At 59.4% G+C, this 19,985-nt stretch carries 20 protein-coding genes; 9 read left to right on the top strand and 11 right to left on the bottom strand.

The window, feature by feature from the left end; translation table 11 throughout:
* The first annotated feature begins 52 nt into the window (after positions 1-52).
* From lysA to bioB, 4 genes are read left to right on the top strand one after another with little or no spacing between them, the layout of a single operon-like run.
* Positions 53-1,432 (top strand): diaminopimelate decarboxylase, encoded by a 1,380-nt coding sequence (lysA, locus tag SYN9616_RS0103145; protein WP_028951826.1) that lies wholly within the window; start codon positions 53-55, stop codon positions 1,430-1,432.
* 22 nt (positions 1,433-1,454) lie between these two features.
* Positions 1,455-2,285 (top strand): diadenylate cyclase CdaA, encoded by an 831-nt coding sequence (gene cdaA, locus SYN9616_RS0103140; protein WP_028951825.1) that lies wholly within the window; start codon positions 1,455-1,457, stop codon positions 2,283-2,285.
* Positions 2,282-3,064 (top strand): isoprenyl transferase, encoded by a 783-nt coding sequence (locus SYN9616_RS0103135; RefSeq protein WP_028951824.1) that lies wholly within the window; start codon positions 2,282-2,284, stop codon positions 3,062-3,064. The genes cdaA and SYN9616_RS0103135 overlap by 4 nt, the downstream gene beginning before the upstream one ends.
* Entirely contained in the window at positions 3,061-4,038 is a 978-nt protein-coding gene (gene bioB / locus SYN9616_RS0103130; RefSeq protein ID WP_028951823.1) for a biotin synthase BioB, read from the top strand. Before SYN9616_RS0103135 ends, bioB begins: the two co-directional genes overlap by 4 nt.
* Positions 4,039-4,046: 8 nt before the next feature.
* On the opposite strand, the gene SYN9616_RS0103125 is transcribed toward bioB, so the two are convergent.
* Entirely contained in the window at positions 4,047-4,316 is a 270-nt protein-coding gene (locus SYN9616_RS0103125; RefSeq protein WP_232199960.1) for a hypothetical protein, read from the bottom strand.
* A 5-nt stretch (positions 4,317-4,321) separates the two neighbouring features.
* Here SYN9616_RS0103125 and SYN9616_RS0103120 point away from each other — a divergent pair, with 5 nt between their 5' ends.
* Both SYN9616_RS0103120 and SYN9616_RS17585 read left to right on the top strand, forming a co-directional pair.
* Positions 4,322-5,302 carry a rhodanese-related sulfurtransferase gene (locus SYN9616_RS0103120; protein ID WP_028951821.1) on the top strand — a complete coding sequence of 327 codons (981 nt, stop codon included), beginning with the start codon at positions 4,322-4,324 and terminating at the stop codon, positions 5,300-5,302.
* A gap of 399 nt (positions 5,303-5,701) precedes the next feature.
* Positions 5,702-6,790, top strand: a complete 1,089-nt coding sequence (locus SYN9616_RS17585) for a hypothetical protein (protein WP_051410925.1) — start codon at positions 5,702-5,704, stop codon at positions 6,788-6,790.
* Here SYN9616_RS17585 and SYN9616_RS0103105 read toward each other — a convergent pair whose 3' ends face one another.
* Together SYN9616_RS0103105 and SYN9616_RS17015 are read right to left on the bottom strand one after the other, a co-directional pair.
* The gene (locus SYN9616_RS0103105; RefSeq protein WP_028951820.1) at positions 6,791-6,976 is read right to left on the bottom strand and encodes a hypothetical protein; all 186 of its coding nucleotides are present in this window, start codon (positions 6,974-6,976) and stop codon (positions 6,791-6,793) included.
* Positions 6,976-7,125: a hypothetical protein gene (locus tag SYN9616_RS17015; protein ID WP_156918645.1), complete on the bottom strand. Its 150-nt coding sequence runs from the start codon at positions 7,123-7,125 to the stop codon at positions 6,976-6,978. Before SYN9616_RS17015 ends, SYN9616_RS0103105 begins: the two co-directional genes overlap by 1 nt.
* Before the next feature lie 58 nt (positions 7,126-7,183).
* Here SYN9616_RS17015 and SYN9616_RS0103095 point away from each other — a divergent pair, with 58 nt between their 5' ends.
* Positions 7,184-8,158, top strand: a complete 975-nt coding sequence (locus tag SYN9616_RS0103095; protein WP_028951819.1) for a DUF952 domain-containing protein — start codon at positions 7,184-7,186, stop codon at positions 8,156-8,158.
* A gap of 210 nt (positions 8,159-8,368) precedes the next feature.
* Entirely contained in the window at positions 8,369-8,893 is a 525-nt protein-coding gene (locus tag SYN9616_RS0103085) for a hypothetical protein (RefSeq protein WP_028951818.1), read from the top strand.
* On the opposite strand, the gene lipA is transcribed toward SYN9616_RS0103085, so the two are convergent.
* The 6 genes from lipA to recR all read right to left on the bottom strand — a co-directional run bounded on the left by lipA (position 8,878) and on the right by recR (position 16,226).
* Entirely contained in the window at positions 8,878-9,777 is a 900-nt protein-coding gene (gene lipA, locus SYN9616_RS0103080) for a lipoyl synthase (RefSeq protein WP_028951817.1), read from the bottom strand. The two genes, SYN9616_RS0103085 and lipA, sit on opposite strands and share 16 nt — an antisense overlap.
* 200 nt (positions 9,778-9,977) lie before the next feature.
* On the bottom strand, positions 9,978-10,175 hold the full coding sequence (locus SYN9616_RS0103075) for a LuxR C-terminal-related transcriptional regulator (protein ID WP_232199954.1): 198 nt from the start codon (positions 10,173-10,175) through the stop codon (positions 9,978-9,980).
* A 227-nt stretch (positions 10,176-10,402) separates the two neighbouring features.
* Complete coding sequence (locus SYN9616_RS0103070; protein ID WP_028951815.1) at positions 10,403-11,641, bottom strand: calcium-binding protein; 1,239 nt, start codon at positions 11,639-11,641, stop codon at positions 10,403-10,405.
* A 316-nt stretch (positions 11,642-11,957) separates the two neighbouring features.
* Positions 11,958-13,109 carry a calcium-binding protein gene (locus SYN9616_RS0103065; protein WP_028951814.1) on the bottom strand — a complete coding sequence of 384 codons (1,152 nt, stop codon included), beginning with the start codon at positions 13,107-13,109 and terminating at the stop codon, positions 11,958-11,960.
* Between the two features lie 129 nt (positions 13,110-13,238).
* Complete coding sequence (locus SYN9616_RS16050; protein WP_051410924.1) at positions 13,239-15,500, bottom strand: vanadium-dependent haloperoxidase; 2,262 nt, start codon at positions 15,498-15,500, stop codon at positions 13,239-13,241.
* 126 nt (positions 15,501-15,626) lie between these two features.
* Entirely contained in the window at positions 15,627-16,226 is a 600-nt protein-coding gene (gene recR, locus SYN9616_RS0103055) for a recombination mediator RecR (protein WP_198015202.1), read from the bottom strand.
* A gap of 58 nt (positions 16,227-16,284) precedes the next feature.
* Between recR and psbP the strand changes: the two genes are divergently transcribed.
* Positions 16,285-16,839: a photosystem II reaction center PsbP gene (psbP, locus tag SYN9616_RS0103050; protein ID WP_369791916.1), complete on the top strand. Its 555-nt coding sequence runs from the start codon at positions 16,285-16,287 to the stop codon at positions 16,837-16,839.
* Here the strand turns inward: psbP and SYN9616_RS0103045 are convergent, their stop codons facing one another.
* The gene (locus SYN9616_RS0103045) at positions 16,840-17,808 is read right to left on the bottom strand and encodes an LCP family protein (RefSeq protein ID WP_028951811.1); all 969 of its coding nucleotides are present in this window, start codon (positions 17,806-17,808) and stop codon (positions 16,840-16,842) included.
* A 17-nt stretch (positions 17,809-17,825) separates the two neighbouring features.
* On the bottom strand, positions 17,826-19,925 hold the full coding sequence (locus tag SYN9616_RS0103040) for a cation:proton antiporter (RefSeq protein WP_028951810.1): 2,100 nt from the start codon (positions 19,923-19,925) through the stop codon (positions 17,826-17,828).
* Between the last annotated feature and the right edge of the window lie 60 nt (positions 19,926-19,985).

Genomic DNA, 19,985 nt, shown 5'->3' with positions numbered 1-19,985 from the left:
GCAGGCACGCAGCAGCAGGATTCTTAGATTGCACCACTACCGCCGGTCCGTCTTGACCCAGACCATCACGAGCCAGAGGCCGTTCGAGTCCGGCCAGGATCCCGTCAGCCCCAATCGCAACCTGGCGCCGCTCACCACAACGCTGGACGATCAGGATCGCCTGGTGGTGGGCGGGTGCCGCCTCAGCGAGCTGGCCCAGCGCTACGGAACTCCTCTGTATGTACTGGATGAGGAAACCCTGCGGGCCGCCTGTCGCGCCTACCGCGATGCGTTGGAACGCCATTACGCCGGGCCGTCACTGCCGATCTACGCCTCAAAGGCGAACAGTTCCCTGCTGATGAGCAGCCTGGTGGCCTCGGAGCAGTTCGGTCTTGATGCGGTGTCGGCCTGTGAGCTGCTCACGGCCCTCCAGGGCGGCATGCCCGGAGATCGGATGGTGTTGCACGGCAACAACAAATCCGATGAGGAGCTGCTGCTCGCATACAGGAACAACGTCACGATCGTTGTCGACAACCATCACGACCTGGATCGCCTTGGGGAACTGATCCCGGCAGATGCGGATCCGGCGCGGCTGATGCTGCGTTTCACGCCCGGCATTGAATGCCACACACACGAATACATCCGCACCGGCCACCTGGACAGCAAGTTCGGTTTCGACCCCGATCAGCTGGAGCCGGTGCTGAAACAGTTGGTCAATCAACCATGGGCCAGGGTGACCGGCCTGCATGCCCACATCGGTTCACAGATTTTTGAACTGGAGCCCCACCGCGACCTCGCAGCCGTGATGGCCGATGCACTGCAGCTGGCCCGAAACCTCGGCCACCCTGTTAACGATCTCAATGTCGGCGGCGGCCTCGGCATTCGCTACGTGGAATCGGATGATCCGCCGACGATTGATCAGTGGGTGAAGGTGGTGGCCGACGCCGTCACAGCGGCCTGCCGCGAGCGGGGCCTGGAGCTGCCAAGACTGATGTGCGAACCGGGTCGCTCGCTGGTGGCCACCGCCGGCGTCACCCTGTATTCAGTGGGATCTCGCAAAACCATCCCAGGCGTGCGCACCTATGTCGCCATTGACGGCGGCATGAGCGACAACCCGCGACCGATCACCTATCAATCGCTGTACACGGCGCGCCTGGCTGATCGCCCCTTGGCGAGCAACGACGAAACGGTGAATCTCGTTGGCAAACACTGCGAATCGGGTGACGTGTTGCTGAAGGATCTGCCAATGCCCAGCAGCCGCAGCGGAGATGTGGTGGTGGTGTTCGCCACCGGTGCTTACAACGCCTCGATGAGCTCCAACTACAACCGCATCCCAAGGCCAGCGGCGGTGCTGGTGCAGGACGGCCATTCCGAACTCGTGCAGAAGCGAGAACAGCCGGATGATCTGCTGCGCTACGACGTTTTGCCAGAGCGCTTCCAGACGGTACGTTGAAACCAGCGGTGAAGCCGACGGAGTGAACGTGCTGGCGGGCATCGACCCGCGCCTGGTTCTCGACGTTCTGTTTGCCTCCGCGATCGGCTTCCTGTTGTTCTCCAGGGTCAACGAAGCCCGAACCCTTTGGCTGCTGAGGGGCTACCTGTTCCTGGTGGCGATGGCATGGTTCGTGCAGCGCTTCGCCAACCTGCCCCTCACCAGCAAGCTGGTGGATGCACTGGTGATGGCCTGTTCCCTGTCCCTCGCCATCCTGTGGCAGGGGGAACTGCGTCGCCTGATGGAACTGCTCGGCACCGGCAGACTGGCGGTGTTGCTGGGAAACCCTCAGAACGAGTTCCGCGCCGCCGCAGGCACGGTGGCCCAGATCACCGACGCGGCTGGTCGGCTCTCACAGATGCGTCGTGGCGCCTTGATCGTGGTGGATCTCGGTAGCGATCTGCGGCCGGAGGATTTTCTCAATCCAGGCGTCTCGATCGATGCCCAGCTGAGTCGGGAACTTCTGCTCAACCTCTTTGCCGTTGACACACCACTGCACGACGGTGCTGTGCTGGTACGCGGTAACCGCATCGAAGCGGCCGGCGTGATCCTGCCCCTGTCCCGCCACAGCGTCAGCCGTTACGGCACCCGCCATCTGGCCGCCCTCGGCATTACCGAACGCTTTGACCGCTGCATCAGCATTGTGGTGTCCGAGGAAACCGGAACCCTGTCTCTGGCCAATCAGGGCCGACTTGAGCGGCCGATCACCAGCAGCCGCCTGCAGGAACTGCTGAAGGAGTTGTTCCTGCAGGCCGAACCGTCGCCACCAGGGCGACGTAGCGTGGGCAGCTCTCCGTCCGAAACGCTGTCTTGAGCCGAACCCCGGCCACCAGCACCGACACCGAACCGCGTTCCGCCTGTCCGCCGGAGCTCGATCCGTTGCGGCTGCCAGCCCACGTGGCGGTGATCATGGACGGCAACGGCCGCTGGGCCGAAGCACGCGGGCTGCCGCGAGTGATGGGTCACGGGGCTGGCGTGGAGGCGCTGAAATCCACCCTGAGGCTCTGCAACGACTGGGGAATCGAGGCCCTCACCGCCTACGCCTTCTCGACGGAGAACTGGGCCCGTCCCGGTGAAGAGGTGAATTTTCTGATGACCTTGTTCGAGAGGGTGCTGCAGAAGGAGCTGCAGTCCCTGGAAGCGGAGCAGGTGCGGATCCGGTTTCTTGGCGACCTCGAAGACCTGCCGCAGAAATTGCAGGATCTGATCGGCAATGCCATGGAGCGCACCGCCGGGAACAACGGCATCCACTTCAATGTGTGCACCAATTACGGCGGGCGCCGCGAGCTGGTGCGGGCGGCACAACGCCTGGCGATGCGGGCGGCCACGGGGGAGCTGGATCCCCAGAGCATCGATGAAAACAGCCTTGCCGCCGAGCTGTTCACCCGCGGCGAGCAGGACCCGGATCTGCTGATCCGCACCAGCGGTGAGCACCGGATCAGCAATTTTCTGCTGTGGCAGCTGGCCTACGCGGAAATCCACGTCACCGATGTGTTCTGGCCCGATTTCAACGCCGATGCCCTGAAGCGGGCCTTGCTCGATTACCAGAGCCGCCAGCGCCGCTTTGGAGGACTGGATCCAATCGCATCATGAGCCTCACCATCCGCCACGACTGGAGCATTGAGGAGATCCAGGGGCTGCTCGAACTGCCCTTGATGGAGTTGCTCTGGCAGGCCCAGACCGTGCACCGCACTGCCAACCCCGGCTATCGGGTGCAGCTGGCCTCGCTGCTGAGCGTGAAGACCGGCGGCTGTGAGGAGGACTGCGCCTATTGCTCCCAGTCGATCCACAACAGCAGCGATGTATCGGCTTTTGAAGCCCAGATGCAGGTGGAGCCCGTGCTGCAGCGCGCCAAGGCGGCCAAGAACGCCGGTGCTGATCGTTTCTGCATGGGTTGGGCCTGGCGCGAGATCCGTGATGGCGCTCCCTTTGAAGCGATGTTGGAGATGGTGCGCGGTGTGCGCGCCATGGGCATGGAGGCCTGCGTCACGGCTGGAATGCTGAGCGATCAGCAGGCTCAACGGCTCGCAGAAGCAGGGCTCACGGCCTACAACCACAACCTCGATACCAGCCCGGAGCACTACGACCGGATCATCAGCACCCGCACTTACCAGGAACGCCTGGAGACGTTGCAACGGGTGCGCCAGGCCGGCGTCACCCTCTGTTGCGGCGGCATCATCGGCATGGGGGAGACCCTGAGGGATCGCGCCTCGATGCTGCAGGTGCTGGCGGGGATGGATCCCCACCCGGAAAGCGTGCCGGTGAACGGGTTAGTGGCGGTGGAAGGCACCCCGCTTGAAGGACGGGTGCCCTTCGAGCCGCTGGAGTTGGTGCGGATGGTGGCCACCGCCAGGATCCTGATGCCCCACGCCCGCGTACGGCTCAGTGCCGGCCGTGAATCGATGAACCGCGAGGCGCAGATTCTCTGTCTGCAGGCTGGTGCGGATTCGATCTTTTATGGCGACACCCTGCTCACCACCGGCAATCCCGATGTAGAAGCGGACCGACAGCTGCTAAGGGATGCGGGGCTACAGGCCAACTGGCAGGAATGCCAAACACTGAATTAAGAGCTGAGCTAGGGCGTGGAATCGCTCGGTTGTTCTGGATCTGGCATGTCTTCCACAGACCAGGCCCTCTCAAGCGCTTTGATACTCGCCGCACGTTCGGGCGTTTCGACGATCACATTCACCTGACGCATGGCCAGGAACCGGCGATACAGGAGACGCAGCAACCAGAACGCTGTAAGGACGACGCTGCCGAAATACAGAAGCCGCAACATCGCCAGAGCACTGGTAACAAGACCATGTTCTACAAACCTGCAGCGGCCATTGCTGTGATCAGCCACGCCCAATGAGCACCACAGCGCGAGAAAGCCACGCGAACAAGATCTTGGTGGCGGCCTTCTATGCCTTTCGTCCACTGAACGACGACCAACGGGAAAGCTTGTTGGCCGAGTTACCAACCCTGGCGCATGAGGGCGAGGTGGTTGGCTCGGTGTTGATCGCCAAAGAGGGCGTGAACGGCACGATCAGCGGCCCCAAAGCCGCTGTGGAACAAGTTCTGGCACGGATTCAGGAGACGCTGAACCCAGCCAACAGGCAGGTTGAAGAGCTGGAGGTGAAGCGCAGTTGGGCCAACAAGCAGGTTTTCCGGCGCTTCAAGGCCCGGCGCAAAAAGGAAATTGTGACCATGGGGGTGGAGAGCGTTGACCCACGCACCAGCACGGGCATCTATGTGGACGCAATGGACTGGAACGCACTGGTGGATGATCCCGACACGTTGGTGATCGACACGCGCAACAGCTACGAAACCGCCATCGGGACCTTTGACGGGGCCATCGATCCAAACACCGAGAGCTTTCGGGACTTTCCCCACTGGGCCGACACCATGCTGCGAGAGGTGATGCAAGAAAAAGCCCCCAAACGCATCGCCATGTTCTGCACCGGCGGCATCCGTTGCGAAAAGGCCAGCAGCTATCTCCAAGACAACGGTTTCGGGGAGGTGCACCATCTGCGCGGCGGCGTTCTCAAGTACTTGGAGACGGTGCCGGAGACCGACAGCCGCTGGCGAGGGGAATGTTTCGTGTTCGATCAGAGAGTGGCCTTAAACCACAAACTGGAACCTGGTGAACACAGCCTCTGCCACGCCTGCGGATTGCCGCTGTCGCCGGAGCAGCGTGAACATCCGAGCACCATCAAAGGTGTGCAGTGTGTGCATTGCGTCGATCGCTTCAGCGATGCCGATCGGGAGCGGTTTGCAATGCGGCAACAGCAAATGGAGCAACAGCTCTCCAAAAGATCAGCTGGTGCAGATCGTCCAAGCATGGAGTAACGGACCTCTCAAAGGCTTGATTCAATGCATTGAAAAACAGACGAAAATTTGATGTTTATTTTGAAACAGCGGCGAGACTCCCCGTTAATTTCAATAATTGAAATGACCATAAACTTCTGCTAGCAAAAAAAGCAGCGCTAATTGCACAGTCAAAAAATAGCTAGTGCGATTGCCAATGATATTCAAAAGATCAGAGCCACGCCTGTGCCCTAAAGCAACGGACGCCGAGCACAAATCTCCAGTAAAAGTATCTTTTAATACTTTCCTGAATGGTCGTCGTTGCAACATTAGACTTGATTTCATTAGCTTTGAGTGTTATCAACAGATTCTTCCCAAGCAGCAATCGTCGACTGCGCGGATCCCATCTCTACAAGCCTGAAACGCTCCGCTAAGGAATCAGTGCTGGAGACGAACTTCCTCCCGTACCAGAATCTCATCACCAAGAAAGAAGTCCGCCAGGCTTTCAACGGCTGGACGCAAGCCTTGGTTGATATCAGCCAGACCTACAAAAACAAAGGCTTTGATGCGGCAGAAGAGTTAGCCGGAGCGGTGATCGACGGCGCCTATGGCTACCAGCTCGGTGTCGTTGCGTTCAAGCCCACCTGGGCCAGTGGAGACACCACCTTCCGCACCGATCGCGAAGGAGCGATCTCTTATTTCGTCGGCGGCAATGACGACTACGACGATCTCGGCTTCGCGATCGGCAGTGCTCCGGATCCCGTCACCGGCGAAAGAAGCCCCTGGGAGGATTCATGGTTTGATCCCTCCGTGAGGCGATTGGATGGCAACACAGCCATCGTTCAGGGGCTGCTGTACACCGAAGCGGAAGACGGCTCAGTTGGTTACGTGGATAAAACCTGGGGTTTCCAGAAGGACGATTTCGGCAATGTGCGCATCGTTCTGCACCACTCCTCCAAGCCCTACGAATCCATCGACTCACCCAAGAGTGTTAAAAACTTCGATGTCGACGCCAGGAACTTCGACGTTGACAACCTGATCACGAAAAAGGAAGTGCTGGCTGCTCAGGACGCCTGGACCGATGCCTTGGTCGCCATTAGTCAGACCAACAAAAACGAAGGGTTTGATGCTGCTGAGGAACTCGCCGGAGCGGTAATCGATGGGGCCTACGGCTACGACAGTGGTGGGGTGGCCTTCAAGCCCACCTGGGCCTATGGAGACACCACCTTCCGCACAGACCGTGAGGGCGCCATTTCCTACTTTGTAGGCGGCAATGACGACTACGACGATCTTGGCTACGCGATCGGCAATGTCCCTAATAAAAAAGGGAAGCGATCCCCCTGGGCAGATGCCTGGACTGAGAACGCCGTGATCCGTATCGATGGCGACACCGCCACCTCGATGGGCTGGATGTACACCGAGGACGAGAAGGGAAATGTCGGCTACGTCGACAAAACCTGGACCTACCAGAAAGGTGATGACGGCGTGCTGAGGATTGTGGTGCACCACTCCTCCAAGCCCTACGCCTGATCAGGAGTCGTCTTCATCGAGGTTTTCTTCAGCCCGTTGTTCATAGATCTCAGTCCATTCCGCATCTGACTTGCAATAGGCGCTGTGCTGAAACACGTGCAGCGTCTGCACCGTGCAGCCCAGCGCAACGATCACCATCGGAATCAACCAGATCGGATCACGGAAGGAGATGCGCTTCTTCGCCACTAGTCCACCTTCAATTCGCGGTCGTAGATCTCATCGTTCTGAGACGCCCAGCTGGCTTCTGTCTGGCAACCGCCCGCGTGAATCGATTGATGGACCACGAAGAGTGCCACCATCCAGGCCAGCAGTCCTAACGGGACAAGTGCGCGCATAGCAGCAAGCGGTTGAGCAGAGCCAGGATTAACCCATACCGCCCTAAACGCCTAGCTCGTGCTGCCGATCCTTTACAGCTTTCGCCGCTGCCCATATGCGATGCGGGCCCGTTGGGCTCTGTTGCAGGCAGGGCTTTTGGTGCACTGGCGCGAAATTGCCCTGAGAGCCAAACCTCAGGAGATGCTGGATACCTCTCCGAAAGGCACGGTTCCTGTTCTGGTGCTGGAGGATGGCACCGTGATGGACGAAAGCCTGGAGCTGATGCAGTGGGCACTTGCCCAGGCCAACCCCCGCCATCTGGTTCAGAACGACGCGAACAACGCCTTGATCGCAGAGAACGATGCTGCCTTCAAGCATCATCTCGATCGCTTCAAATACACCGATCGCTACCCGGGTGAGACCAAAGAGAGCCATGAGCAGGCTGGACGTTGCATCCTGCGCTCCTGGAGCGATCGCATCGCTGCTCATGGCTGGTTAACAGGGCCTCAGATAGGCATCGCCGATAGCGCCCTTTGGCCCTTCGTGCGTCAGTGGCGCATCGCTGATCCGGATGGTTTTGATGGCGATGCATCCTTAGCGCCTCTCAAACATTGGCTCCAACACTTCCTGAACAGCCCAGACTTTGAACGCTTGATGCAACGGGCCGATCCCTGGTGCCCAGGGGGCCATCAACCCGTCTTCCCGGCAGACGCCATCCCCGTGCCCCTCGACCAACCGCTGTTTCATCTGGCCATCGCCAGCGATTGGCAGGCGGCACAAGCCAATGGCAGCTACTGCATCTCCACCCGAGGCATGCATCTTGAGCAGGTGGGCTACATCCACTGCTCTTGGGAACATCAGGTGGCAGACACCCATCGGCGCTTCTACACCGATGCTGGAGAGGTGCTTTTGCTTGAGATCAACACTGCCGATGTTGCAGCACCGTTACGTGCGGACGCTTCACCCAGCGGCGAACTTTTTCCGCATCTCTATGGAGCCCTGCCGTTGCAGGCCGTTTCCGCCGCAAACCGCTACGTGCAAGAAGCAGCCTGAGAAAGGCAAGATGTCCTGGGCCAGTTCAGGGGTTGCACAACTCTGTGGAGGCCCTATGACTGGTTTGCCGCTTGAGGATGATGGTCTCGCGTCCTTCGCAGTCTCGTCAGGATTCAACGAAAACAGGGTGGTCGACCCAACAGCTGAAACAGCTGCTGGAGAAATCGCCCAACCGCGATTTGGCTTTGACCTCTGCCTTGACGGAATCGCATGACATCCGCATGTGCCGCCGGTCCTCGCCTCGATGAACTGGAACGGCAGGCTCGTGATGCAGGCCTGCTGTTGCGCCTCAAAGTTGGCCGGCCCTTGGGGTTGTGGAGCCTGCACCTGGTGGTTGCTCAGCAATCTCAGAACGGAAGCCTCCGCTGGCTAGGGAACATGAAGGCCTGGGCCTATCCAGCTGCCTCTGGCTTGCAGCTCGACACGATGCGGGTGATGCCATCAGCGCCTGCTGGTGTTGGGGATCTGATCTGGAGCGCCACGATGGCCTGGACGCTGGAAATGACGCCCTGCCGGATGGCCCGGCTGCTGGCCATCCGTGATGACGAACGGCAACACCAACGCCTGCTGCGCTACTTCCGCTGTTTTGGTTTTGAAGCTGTCCGCTCGGTGGATGCAGCGCTTTGGGATTTGCCGCTGCGCCTGGTCTGGGGCGGGGCCGGGATGCTGATGACAGGTGATTGCGCCAGGGTGCAAACGATCAGCCAGCGGCGCTGGCGTCAATCGGCTGCGTGATAGCTGCTGCGCACCAGCGGACCACTGCGCACCTGAGCGAAACCAAGTTCCCTGGCAACCACAGCCAGGGCATCAAACTCCTCTGGCGTCCAGTAGCGGGCTACTGGGATGTGAGCCAGTGATGGGCGCAGGTACTGACCCAGGGTGAGGCGTTGGCAATCAGCCGCACGCAGATCCCGCATCGCCGCAATCACTTCCTCGTGGGTTTCCCCAAGCCCAAGCATCAAGCCAGACTTGGTTGGAATCGAGGGCGCCAGCTCCCTGGCGGAAGCAAGCAAGCCCAGAGATCGTTGATACGTCGCCCCACGGCGCACCTCACCCTGAAGACGCTGGACGGTTTCCAGGTTGTGGTTGAAGCAGGCGGGCTGAGCTGACAGCACCGTTGACAAACGCTCTCGTTGTGCCCGCACCGCTCGTTGCTCATCGGCGAATCCACCCCAGAAGTCCGGCGTGAGCACCTCGATGCCAATCAGCGGATTGCGCTGGCGAATGGACGCCATCGTGGAGGTGAACAGCGCAGCGCCATGATCCGCCAGGTCATCGCGGGCAACGGCGGTGAGCACCACATAACGCAGACCGAGCGACGCCACGGCATCAGCAACCCGCTCAGCCTCTGCTTGATCCAGCGGCATCGGAGCCCTACCCTTCTCCACTTGGCAGAAGGCACAGCTACGGGTGCAAATCGAGCCGCCCAACAGGAAGGTCGCCGTGCCCGCGGCATAACACTCACCGCGATTCGGGCAGCGGCCCTCTTCGCAGATCGTGTGCAAACGGTTCTGCTTCACCTGGGCCTGAACCGCCTCAAGGTCTGAAGCCTTACCGATCGGACGTCTCAACCATTCCGGCAGACGCTCCGCTGGAGCGATGGCGCTGTATTTGCTCATGGTTCACGCCGCTTCCTGCTCCGATTCTGATCAACGGAGCAGCGGTTAGTGAGTGCCGGCAGCCTGGGAGGGTGTACCCGCCCGGAGCGATGCCGCCGGCTTGGCCATCATTGGCCATAACGCCAGCGGATGTGTCTTTCGATACAAAAACTTCGGTTTTGCGACACGTCAGCGCAACAGCCGATCAGAGCAACAGCCGATCAGCTCACCAGCTGCCTGCGAATGCCCTCCACAGCGCAGGCTGTGCGGTTCCGGGCATTCATCTTGCGAATAACCGAATGAACGTGATCGCGGGCGGTGGTTTCAGCGATGTGAAGGGACAAGCCGATTTCACGATTCGAAAGACCATCGCAGATCAAACGAAGCACGTCGTTTTCACGGTTCGTCAGCGGAGTCACGATTGTGGTGGTGGTAATTGAGGGGATCTCTCCCTCCCGTACCTTCTCGCGGTTGCAGCAGCAGCACTGAAGGACTTCTGGAGGATTCCCTGAGAGAACTCTGAGTTCGCGGCTCAGGGATCCCTCATCCCGAAAGAAACACGACCCTGTTAAGCAAAAACCCACACCGGCTTACGTCCGGCGTGGGTTTGATCGAGCCACGTCGTGTGAGCGACTGAATCGAAGCTTCAGACCAGGGCGATTTGTTCTGCGCTGAGCTCTGGAGAACCTTTCAGTGCGGCCAGAAGTCCGCCCTCACCGAAACCACGACCATCACCATTCTCGTTGTAATAGAGCCCCCCCTTGGGCTGGTAGTAAATGAAGTCGCAATCACCTCTGTTACGGAGTTGCTGAAACTCACGACGGCTGTCCGCAACACTGACAACACCATCACCCTCAAAGGCAACACTATCGAGCAGGATTCGATCACCCTGATCAGCATCAAAGTCGCGAATCACATCGGCATGACGTCGACCACATCCACCATCTGCCTGATCAAACAGAAAGTCGTCAGCACCACCACGACCAGACAGACGATCACGGCCTGAACCGGCCGCAATCAGATCATCGTCCCGCGTCCCGCGCACCGACTCGCGCCCACGGGAACGTTCACCGCTGATCACATTCTCAAACGAGACCACCGTGCGATTCACCTCAAACGTGTTGACGTTGTTGACACTATTATCGATGACAGAATTGTAGGAATCATTAACGCTATTATTTGAGTTGTCAATTGTATTGTTGACGCTATTGTCAACGTTGATCGTATTGACGCTGTTATCAGTATTGTCAATATAAGTATTCGTCGTGTTCGTTGTCTCGCTATTGATAATTGTATTGAAATACATTTCAAAGAGCTGCTGCACCTGGGACAGCGTCAACGAGTTGGAGCCGGAGGTGATATCAGAAACAGCTTCCTGATCGATGTCATTGAACACCTCAGCGACATCATCGGGATCAAGTTCAAATTCATCACCGGCATAATCGCTAACTGCTTCTGCGATCTCATCTGTTGTGTCCAAGACGTCGCCCTCATCATCCAGAGCATCAACAACCTCGAACTCTTCAACAACAGGGTCAAACTCGTCAACGACTTCATCAGTAACATCAACCTCCTCGAACACGGAATCAGGCTCTGAATAGCCATACCCCCCACCGCCATAACCGCGTCCACCATGACCGCGGCCCCGTCCACCGCGTCCGCGACCACTAAGTCCGCGACCAGCACGTCCACGCATCGGCTGAAAACCAAATCCTCCGACCATCGCCAAAACATCACCGGCAATATCAGTGGGCAGACCTTCGGCGATCAATTCGTTGGAGATTGATTCAACAATGTTCTGCTGCTCGATCGTGATGTCTGTTGTGCTGCTGGACTCTGCTTTTTCATAGCTGCTTTGTGATAGCAGATCAAAGAAAGAAGGCATGAGATGAGTAGAAGATGCGGCGTGTAAACCACCACCTGGCTTCACTAGACTCACAGCAAAGTCTCAGCTACACATCCTCCGATTGACGGGGAAGCATTGAATTACCGTCAGATGAAGGGGAGCTGCTTCACGAGACGATGAAGGGCCGGCTCAGATACTGCACCCGATAAGGATTTGCAGGTTCATTGGTACCAGTGTTTCGCTCCACTGTTTAGATCCACTTTTTCGCTTCACTGGCTTGCTTCACTGGCTTGCTTCAACACAAACAAACCCACGCCGATTTCTCAACAGCGCGGGTTCGTTCGAACAACGGGTTTCAGACCAGGGCGATCTGCTCGGCGGTGAGTTCCGGAGCACCTTTGATCGCGGCAAGCAGGCCTCCTTCACCGAAGCCGCTCTCCTCTCCATTCTCGTTGTAGTAGAGGCCTCCCCGGGGCTGGTAGTAGATGAAATCGCAATCGCCACTGTTACGGAGCTGTTGGAAGTCGCGGCGGCTCTCAGCAACACTGACGACGCCATCCCCTTCAAAGGCAGCGCTGTCTAGCAGGATGCGATCGCCTTGCTCGCTGTCGAAGTCGCTGATCACATCCGCCTGACGCCGACCACAGCCACCATCCGCTTCATCGAACAGGAAGTTGTCAGCTCCAGCACGTCCGGACAATCGATCGCGACCGCGTCCAGCACCAATCAGATCATCATCACCGGTGCCATTGACAGCCTCACGTCCACGACGACGGGCTCCGCTGATCAGATTCTCGAATGAAACATCAGCGCGACTCACCTCAAATGTGTCGGGCGTTTCGATGCTGCCATCATCGAAAGAACCGCCATCAATCATGCTCTGATCAATCAAAGATTCAGAAACATCACTGGTGATTTCGATCTCAGGATTCATCGTTAGCGACGACATGTCTGCGGTTTCGCTATCACCTGATCGATTGCAACCTCCACCAGATCCACGGCGACCGCCACGGCCCCCGCGACTCCGACCCCGACCGCGACCACCACCGCGGCGCGGCTCATAACTGAAACCAGCGAAAGAATCATCAAGCTCGCTCTCGCCCTCGTCGGAGAGCGTGGTGGCGATCAGTTCACTGGGAGTGGATTCAGCGATATCCTCTGTCCCCGAGAGCATCTCAGTGATCGAGCCGAAATAGGTTTCGAACAGATCCTGGACCTGGGACAGGGTGATGCTGTCACCGACAGAGGTGAGATCAGAGGCGACTGATTGTTCAATTTCAGCAACCGTTTCAGCGAGATCATCAGCATCAACTTCAGCAACATCGTCAGTGACCTCACTGATCACTTCAGCGATGTCTTCGATGGTTGATGGAATTGTGTCGACCACCTTTGGCATGTCACTGAGAGATGGAAGGACCTCACTGACGGATGGAAGAACCTCACTGACAGCAGCTGAGCCCGATTGTGAATCGATGGACTCAGACAGCAGATCGGAAAATGTCGTCATGGGAGTAACTGGGGTAACGACGGACATGAACCGTCGGGCCCCACAAGACTCACAGCCTCCTTCGTTCAGCACATCCTCCGATTGACGGGGGTGCCACGAGGTACCGACAAATGTAGGAACGACGCTAAATCAAAGTATGACGGCAGAATCTGCCGCAAAAAGCTCATCTGAAGCGTCAAGAATGGGATCATTCGGTGCATCAAATTCAGCAGCAATCTCTGGCCCCAAAGGTTCAACGGGTATGGCTTGATCCAGCTCTGCAGCAGGCTGAGCTTGACGATGGCGATTGGGGCGTAGGTTGCGGCGTGGACGCCTCGGACGACGCGGGCTAGGCAACGCTGATCCCTCCTCTGCCGTGAACAACTCCTGGGTTTCGCTCCACACCTGAGATGCCACCTGCTGCCCCATCTCACGGGCCCGCAGGTCGCCATCCTGAATATGAATGCCGCCATACAGCCTGGAGCGGCCGGCCTCGGCGGCAGCATCCCAAACCGTGCCCCACTGCAGGGTGATCGGGTCGCCGTCGTACTCCTCAAAGGCAAGCGCATCGGTGGTGTAGCGGCCGATCAGATCGGGCTCACCATCGCCATCGAAATCTTGAACGCCGGTGCTGACACCGTCGTACAACACATCGCTGCCAGTGAAGGCCTCCAGCACCGTGGCTGCCGCGAAGGAAAAACCGGAATGCCCGGAGGTGTATTCCGGGAAAGCAGGCGTCACAAAGGTGACGTCCTGATAGGGCTGCCAGCTGTTGCCGGGGATGGATTGAGTGCCCTGGTTGGGACCGCCCCAGGCCTCGATCTCCTCGTCTTCGAAGAGGTAGCGGATCGCCGTCTGCGGACGCACGAAATCGTGACTGTACTTGGCATCCCAGACCGCAATCCCCGTATCGAAGAGGGCGTTGTTGAGAGCAAAAAACAGCTTGACGTCCTGCTCGAGATCGTGCTCTTCCCGCAAGGCGATGTCGTGGGCGAATTCATTCCAGTGCCCCGGCGGTGTGCTGCTGTTGGGTCCATCGGCCCAGTACTCGGCAATCACCTTCTGCTCCGGCGTGAGCGCAGCACTCAGCTCAGCCACTTCCGTGAACTGCTGGCGATAGGCGGCATCGTTCGTGCTCACCACACCATTGGCGTCGGTGTAGGGCGTGAAATCGCCAAACTTGGGAGGAGCCACGGGCCGGAAGGCTTCACCGCTGTCAATCGCAAAGGGCGTCACACCGCCCCAGTGGGGAGTCAATGGGGCCTGCACGTCGTAGCTGGACGGATCGTCGGTAGCGATTGGAGTGCCGTTGTCGTCGACGGCGCTGCCATTCGGAACCTTCAGCGGCGTCCAGTAGTTGGGATCGAGATCCTCAGCGTCCGGAGCATTCTTGGCTTGGTAGCCGCTGGTGTCGGCGTAGCCACCTGAAGCGTTCGCACCGTCATTAGCGCGGGAATGCAGGACAGCACGGCTGACGCGAGCCCCCAGACGGGCTGCCGGGTGCTGGGGATCATCAAGACCAAGCTCACCGAGCAGTTGATCAAAGCTGTCGCGGTGATTGGGGAACAGCTCAGACAGGGTGCTGTGGGCAGCCATGCTGATGGCCCTTTCCAGCTTCATCCTCTCGGGAGTGCGCCGCCCCAGGCGTCGCGTCTGGCGGGGGTTGAAGTAGGCACCAGCGGCTGCATCATCAAAGGCTGCCCAGGCGTCGTACATCGCGGCGTGGGCCAGATGCAGCGAGCGCGTGATCACCGTCGGAACCGGTTTGTCCTCCCGGATGGCCTGCAAGGCCAGTTCGTTCCACTGCACCACCAGCGTGGATCCCTCAGCCAAAGGATGACTGGGCTCCTCAATCGGTTCAGGGATCAGCTCACCAACATCCGGAATCAGTTCACCAACATCCGGGATCAGATCGCCAACATCGGGAATCAGTTCACCAACATCCGGGATCAGATCGCCAACATCGGGAATCTCGTCAGCAACGTCTGGGAGACCCTCATCAACATCCGGAAGCTCATCGACGACGTCTGGAAACCCTTCTTCAACGTCTGGAAGACCTTCTTCTATGTCTGGAAGACCCTCATCAAAATCCGGGATCAATTCACCAACATCGGGAATCAGTTCAGAAACATCCGGAATGAGCTCAGAAACATCGGGAACTATTTCCCCTACATCCGGAATCAACGCCTCAACATCTTCAACAACCACATCAACTTCTGCAGCCAGCTCTTCAACAGCAGGAATCACCGCATCGATTTCAAGCGGCAGGGCCTGTGCAACAGACGCCTGTTCAAGAAGCGCCTGCTCCTCGAGCCAAAGTTGCTTTGGCCGTGGTTTCGGACGTTTCCAGCCCCAGCGCGGTTTGCGACCAGAACGAGGCCTGCGGCTTGAGTAAGACAACGCGAAGCTCATCGATCTGGTGGATTCCCTTGGAAGTCTGAATCCACCCCCAGCGATTTCACACCGTCATCTGTCGGGTTTCTCAGGCAGCTCTCAGATGAATCTCAGCAGCTGCTCAATCAATCTCTCGTTTAGGGGTCAGTCGACGGGCCTGCGCCCTTCCAGGGCACGACTCAGGGTGACTTCATCGGCGTATTCCAGTTCACTGCCCATCGGCAAGCCATAGGCGATGCGGCTCACGGAGCAGAAGGGCTTGATCAACCGGGCCAGGTAGAGGCTGGGGGTATCTCCCTCGACACTTGGTGTGAGCGCCAGGATCACCTCCGTGATCGCTTCTGGACCAAGCCGTTTCACCAGTGAGGTGATCTGGAGCAGCTCCGGGCCCACACCATCCATCGGTGAGATCAAGCCACCGAGAACGTGATAACTGCCCTGAAATTCACGGGTGCGTTCCATCGCCAGCAGATCGCGGGACTCCGCCACCACACAGATCAGTCCATTGCTGCGTTCGGGGTTGCGGCAGATCTCACAAAGGGGATCGGCGGACAGGTGAAAACAGCGCTGGCACTGGCCAACCTGACTTCTTGCGGCGAGCAGAGCATCAGCAAACTGTTGTATCTGCTCCTCGGGTTGATTGAGCAAATGCAGGGCCAGACGCTGGGCTGTGCGTGGTCCAATGCCAGGCAAACGCTCGAACTGATCGATCAGCCGAGCTAACGGTCTGGTAAAGCCGCTCAGGAGTCTGCTGCCGATGGGCCGAACTCTAGGCAGAATGCTGCGATTCACTCTGGGGTTGATGCAGCCGTTCCGTTCACTTGCCCGCCTGCTCTCCAGCCTGTCCCTGGTGTTCGTCTTGGGGGCCTGTGCAGCCGGACCAACCGCGGGCCTGCAGTCGTACCAGAGCCCTGATGGGCGCTTCGCCTTCCTCTATCCCACGGGCTGGACCCAGGTGCAGGTGAGCAACGGACCACGGGTTGTGTTTCACGACCTGATCCACAGCGATGAAACCGTGAGCCTGATGGTGAACAAGGTGGATGAGCAAAACGATCTCGTTGACCTCGGCAGTGCTGTGGCAGTGGGTGAGCGCCTGCGTCGGGAAGTGATCGCCACGGTTGGCAGCGGTCGCACGGCCGAATTGATTGAAGCCGGTGAGCGAGAGATGAATGGCCGCACCTTCTACGACCTCGAATACGCGGTGCATCTTCCCGATCGCGACCGCCACGAACTGGCAACGGTGGTGGTGGATCGCGGCCGGCTCTACACCCTCGCCACCAGCGTCAACGAAGAACGCTGGGAGAAGGTGCAGGACCTCTGCGGCCGGGTGGTGCGCTCGTTAAATCTGTTGATTTGATCAGAACAAAAATTGAGAGCGGCGGCTGCTCGCTTCACTGGCTTCCACGCCGCTGCTGTCTTTCGCTGGCCATTCCGTATCGAGATAGCTAATACCACCACGGCTGAAGGGCGTCGCTTTCAGGCGCTGTGTGTCCAGATCGGTGCTGCCGATCGCCGTGATCAATCCGCCCAGCTCCACCGGCCCAAGATCGGTCTGCAGTTCATTGCTGGCCGCTGCAATCAACGCCGGTAAACGGATCAGATTCTGCGGCTGCTTGATCCGCTCGAACAACGCCTTCAAGGCCAGTTGCTGACGCTCAAGCCGGCCGAAATCGCCGCGACCATCATTGCGCCAGCGCAAGAAGCCCTCCAGCTCCTTGCCCTTCAGCAGTTGCTTACCAGGCTGCAGATCAATCACCAATCCCTGGCTGCGGTCGACGTAATACAGGCGCTTGGGTACATCCACCTCAATGCCACCCACAAGATCAGCCAGGGTGCTGATCGCATCCAGTTTCACCACGATGTGGTGGCGGATCGGTCGATCCATCAGCCGCGTGAGTTCCCGCTCCACCGCCTCCGGTCCGCCAGCGGCCAGCAGACCGTTGATCTTCATCGCCCCAAAGCCGTCGGCATTCACATAACTGTCCCGAGGAATCTGGGTGATCTGGGTACGGCCACCCTCCACCCGCAGCGTGAAGATTGTGTCGGTGTTGCTGCCGGCGGCATCACGGCCAAGCACCACCACTTCCTGAACCCCAAAGCCTCCCCAGCTTGCAAAGGGATTGCCCAATGGCTGCAGTGCTTCCGAAGTTTGATCGCCCTGCAGTGCTTCCGAAGTTTGATCGCCCTGCAGTGCTGCCGGAGTTTGATCGCCCTGCAGGCTGCGGGTCAGCGGCACCGACAGCATCAGACCGCCGGCAAGACCCACAAGCGCAGCGATCCAAACCGCACGATCCCGGGGAGGCTGACCAGGGGATGGCGATGCCATGGCTCACCTAAGCACGGCTAAACCAACGGATCGCTGATCACCATCGCCGCGCAAGGCAACTGGCTGATCAATTTGCTGGTGCGATCACTGCCGGGAATCGGCAGTCCCGCCACCCGCCGGCGCTGCGTGCGCAGGATCACCAGATCATGTTCCCGGCTGAGCCGGTGGATCGAGCCATCGATCCCAGGCCCCCGCACGATCACCATGTGAAACCGCTCGGCTGGAATTCCCGCCGGTCGCCAACGGATCAGCTGATCTTCCATCCACTGACGGTCCTGACCGCTGAACCGCGGATCATGCACATGCAGCAGGGTGATCCGGGTGCGTTGATCCTGCGGGGCACTGTTGAGCACCCGCAAGGCCAGCTCAAACTGCTCCCGCGCACTGGCGGAGAGATCCTTGATCGGCACCAGGATCCGGTTCAGGCCCGTGTCGCGCTGACGCCCGAGATCCACCACCACCACTGGGCAATGGGCGGTGCGGCAGACCCCATCCACCACATCTCCCAGCAGCCAGGCCCGCAGCTGATCGGGGCGCCCGGCGCCGATCAACAGCAGGTCCGCCGCCTGCTCCAGTGCCGTGCGGCTCATGCCACCGGCGATGTCCTCATCCAGTCGCAACAACGTGCGGGTGGGCACCTGCAGGGCATGGCCGATTTGCTCGGCCTGGCTGAGGCGGCTGCGGGCTGAAGCCACCGCCCGATTCAGGCCGCCGCGCACCTCCTCCAGGCTCGGGTTCACCATCGCCAGCGGCAGCAGCAGGCCTTCTCCCCCCGCTGATCCTCGAACCAAACGGGAGGCGATGTTCAACAACCCCTGTTCATTTCCTGGATTGGCAACCGGCACCACGATGCGCAGCGGCCTCTGCACCACCTCGCTGATGCCATCGATCTGTCCCTGTTCCTCCCCGAAGCTCACCGGCACCATCCCCTGCTGCGACTCCGTAAGCCGGGTGACCGAGCGTTCCGTGAGGATCGGCCCCAGAGTGGCCGTCACCACCATCACCGCCAGCACGGCATTGAGCACCATCTGGTTGAGCAACCCCGCCTGAAAGCCGATGAAGGCCGTGGCCAGCGTTGCGGCCACCTTCGGCATCGTGAGCGACCACATCATCAGGATCTGCGGCCGCCGGTAGCCGAACAACGCTCCACTGATCCAGGACGCCAGACCCTTGCCGCCGATCGCCCCCGCCAGCATCAAGGCGGTGAACTGAAACTTCGAAAGGCTGCGGACGAGGCTGCCCACATCCAGCAGCAGGCCGAGATCAATGAAGAAGATCGGGATGAACAACACACCCCCCACAAAGATCACCTGCTCCTTCACCCGCCCTTCCGGCAGCACCGAATTCACTGCCAGCCCCGCCAGGAAGGCGCCCACGATCTTTTCCACCCCCGCCAGTTCCGCTCCCAACGACGCCAGAAACAGGGCCACCAGCACCGCCAGCACCATGCGGTTCTCGTCGTTGATGCCGCGCATCACCAGCCGCTTGCCCAGCCAGCGGATTCCCACCACCACAACCACGGCGAACAGGGTGATCTTGAGCAGCAACCAGGTGATGCCAAAACCACTGAGATCGCCTTTGCCCAGGCCCAGACCCACCGCCAGCAGCAGCAGGGCGACGATGTCGGTGAAGATCGTGCTGCCCACACTCACCACCACCGATTCATCCTTCTGGGCGCCGTAGCTGCGCACGATCGGATAGCCGAGTGGCGTGTGCGTGGCCATCAGGGCACCCAGCAGCAGGCAGGACACCGAAGCAAACCCCTGCATCCAGCCGATGCTGACGCCGGTTGCCACACCGATCACCAGGATCAGCAGGCCATAGATCAGAGAGCGGCGTTTAACACGGTTGAACTCCTCCAGGTCGATCTCCAACCCCATCGTGAACAGCAGATAAACGGCCCCCAGATCGGAGAGCAGCCGCACCGTTTCGCTGTCCGTTTCAACCCACTGCAGCGCATGCGGGCCGATCAACACCCCCGCCAGCAGCAAGCCCACCAGATCCGGCAGACCCACCCTCCGAACCAGGGGCGGAACCGCCGCACTGATGGCCACCAGAAGGGCGAACACCCCCAACGGGTGGTGGGTGAGATCGCTCAGAGAGGCCTCCATCGCCATAGCTGGATGGCACTGCCGCTCAAACAGCACTCAGCATGGTCAGATTGGCGATGGCAGACA

The sequence above is a fragment of the Synechococcus sp. CC9616 genome, from assembly GCF_000515235.1.
Taxonomy (GTDB): Bacteria; Cyanobacteriota; Cyanobacteriia; order PCC-6307; family Cyanobiaceae; genus Parasynechococcus.
The sequence above is the reverse complement of the archived record's forward strand: the minus strand, read 5'-3'. Positions and strand labels throughout refer to the sequence as shown.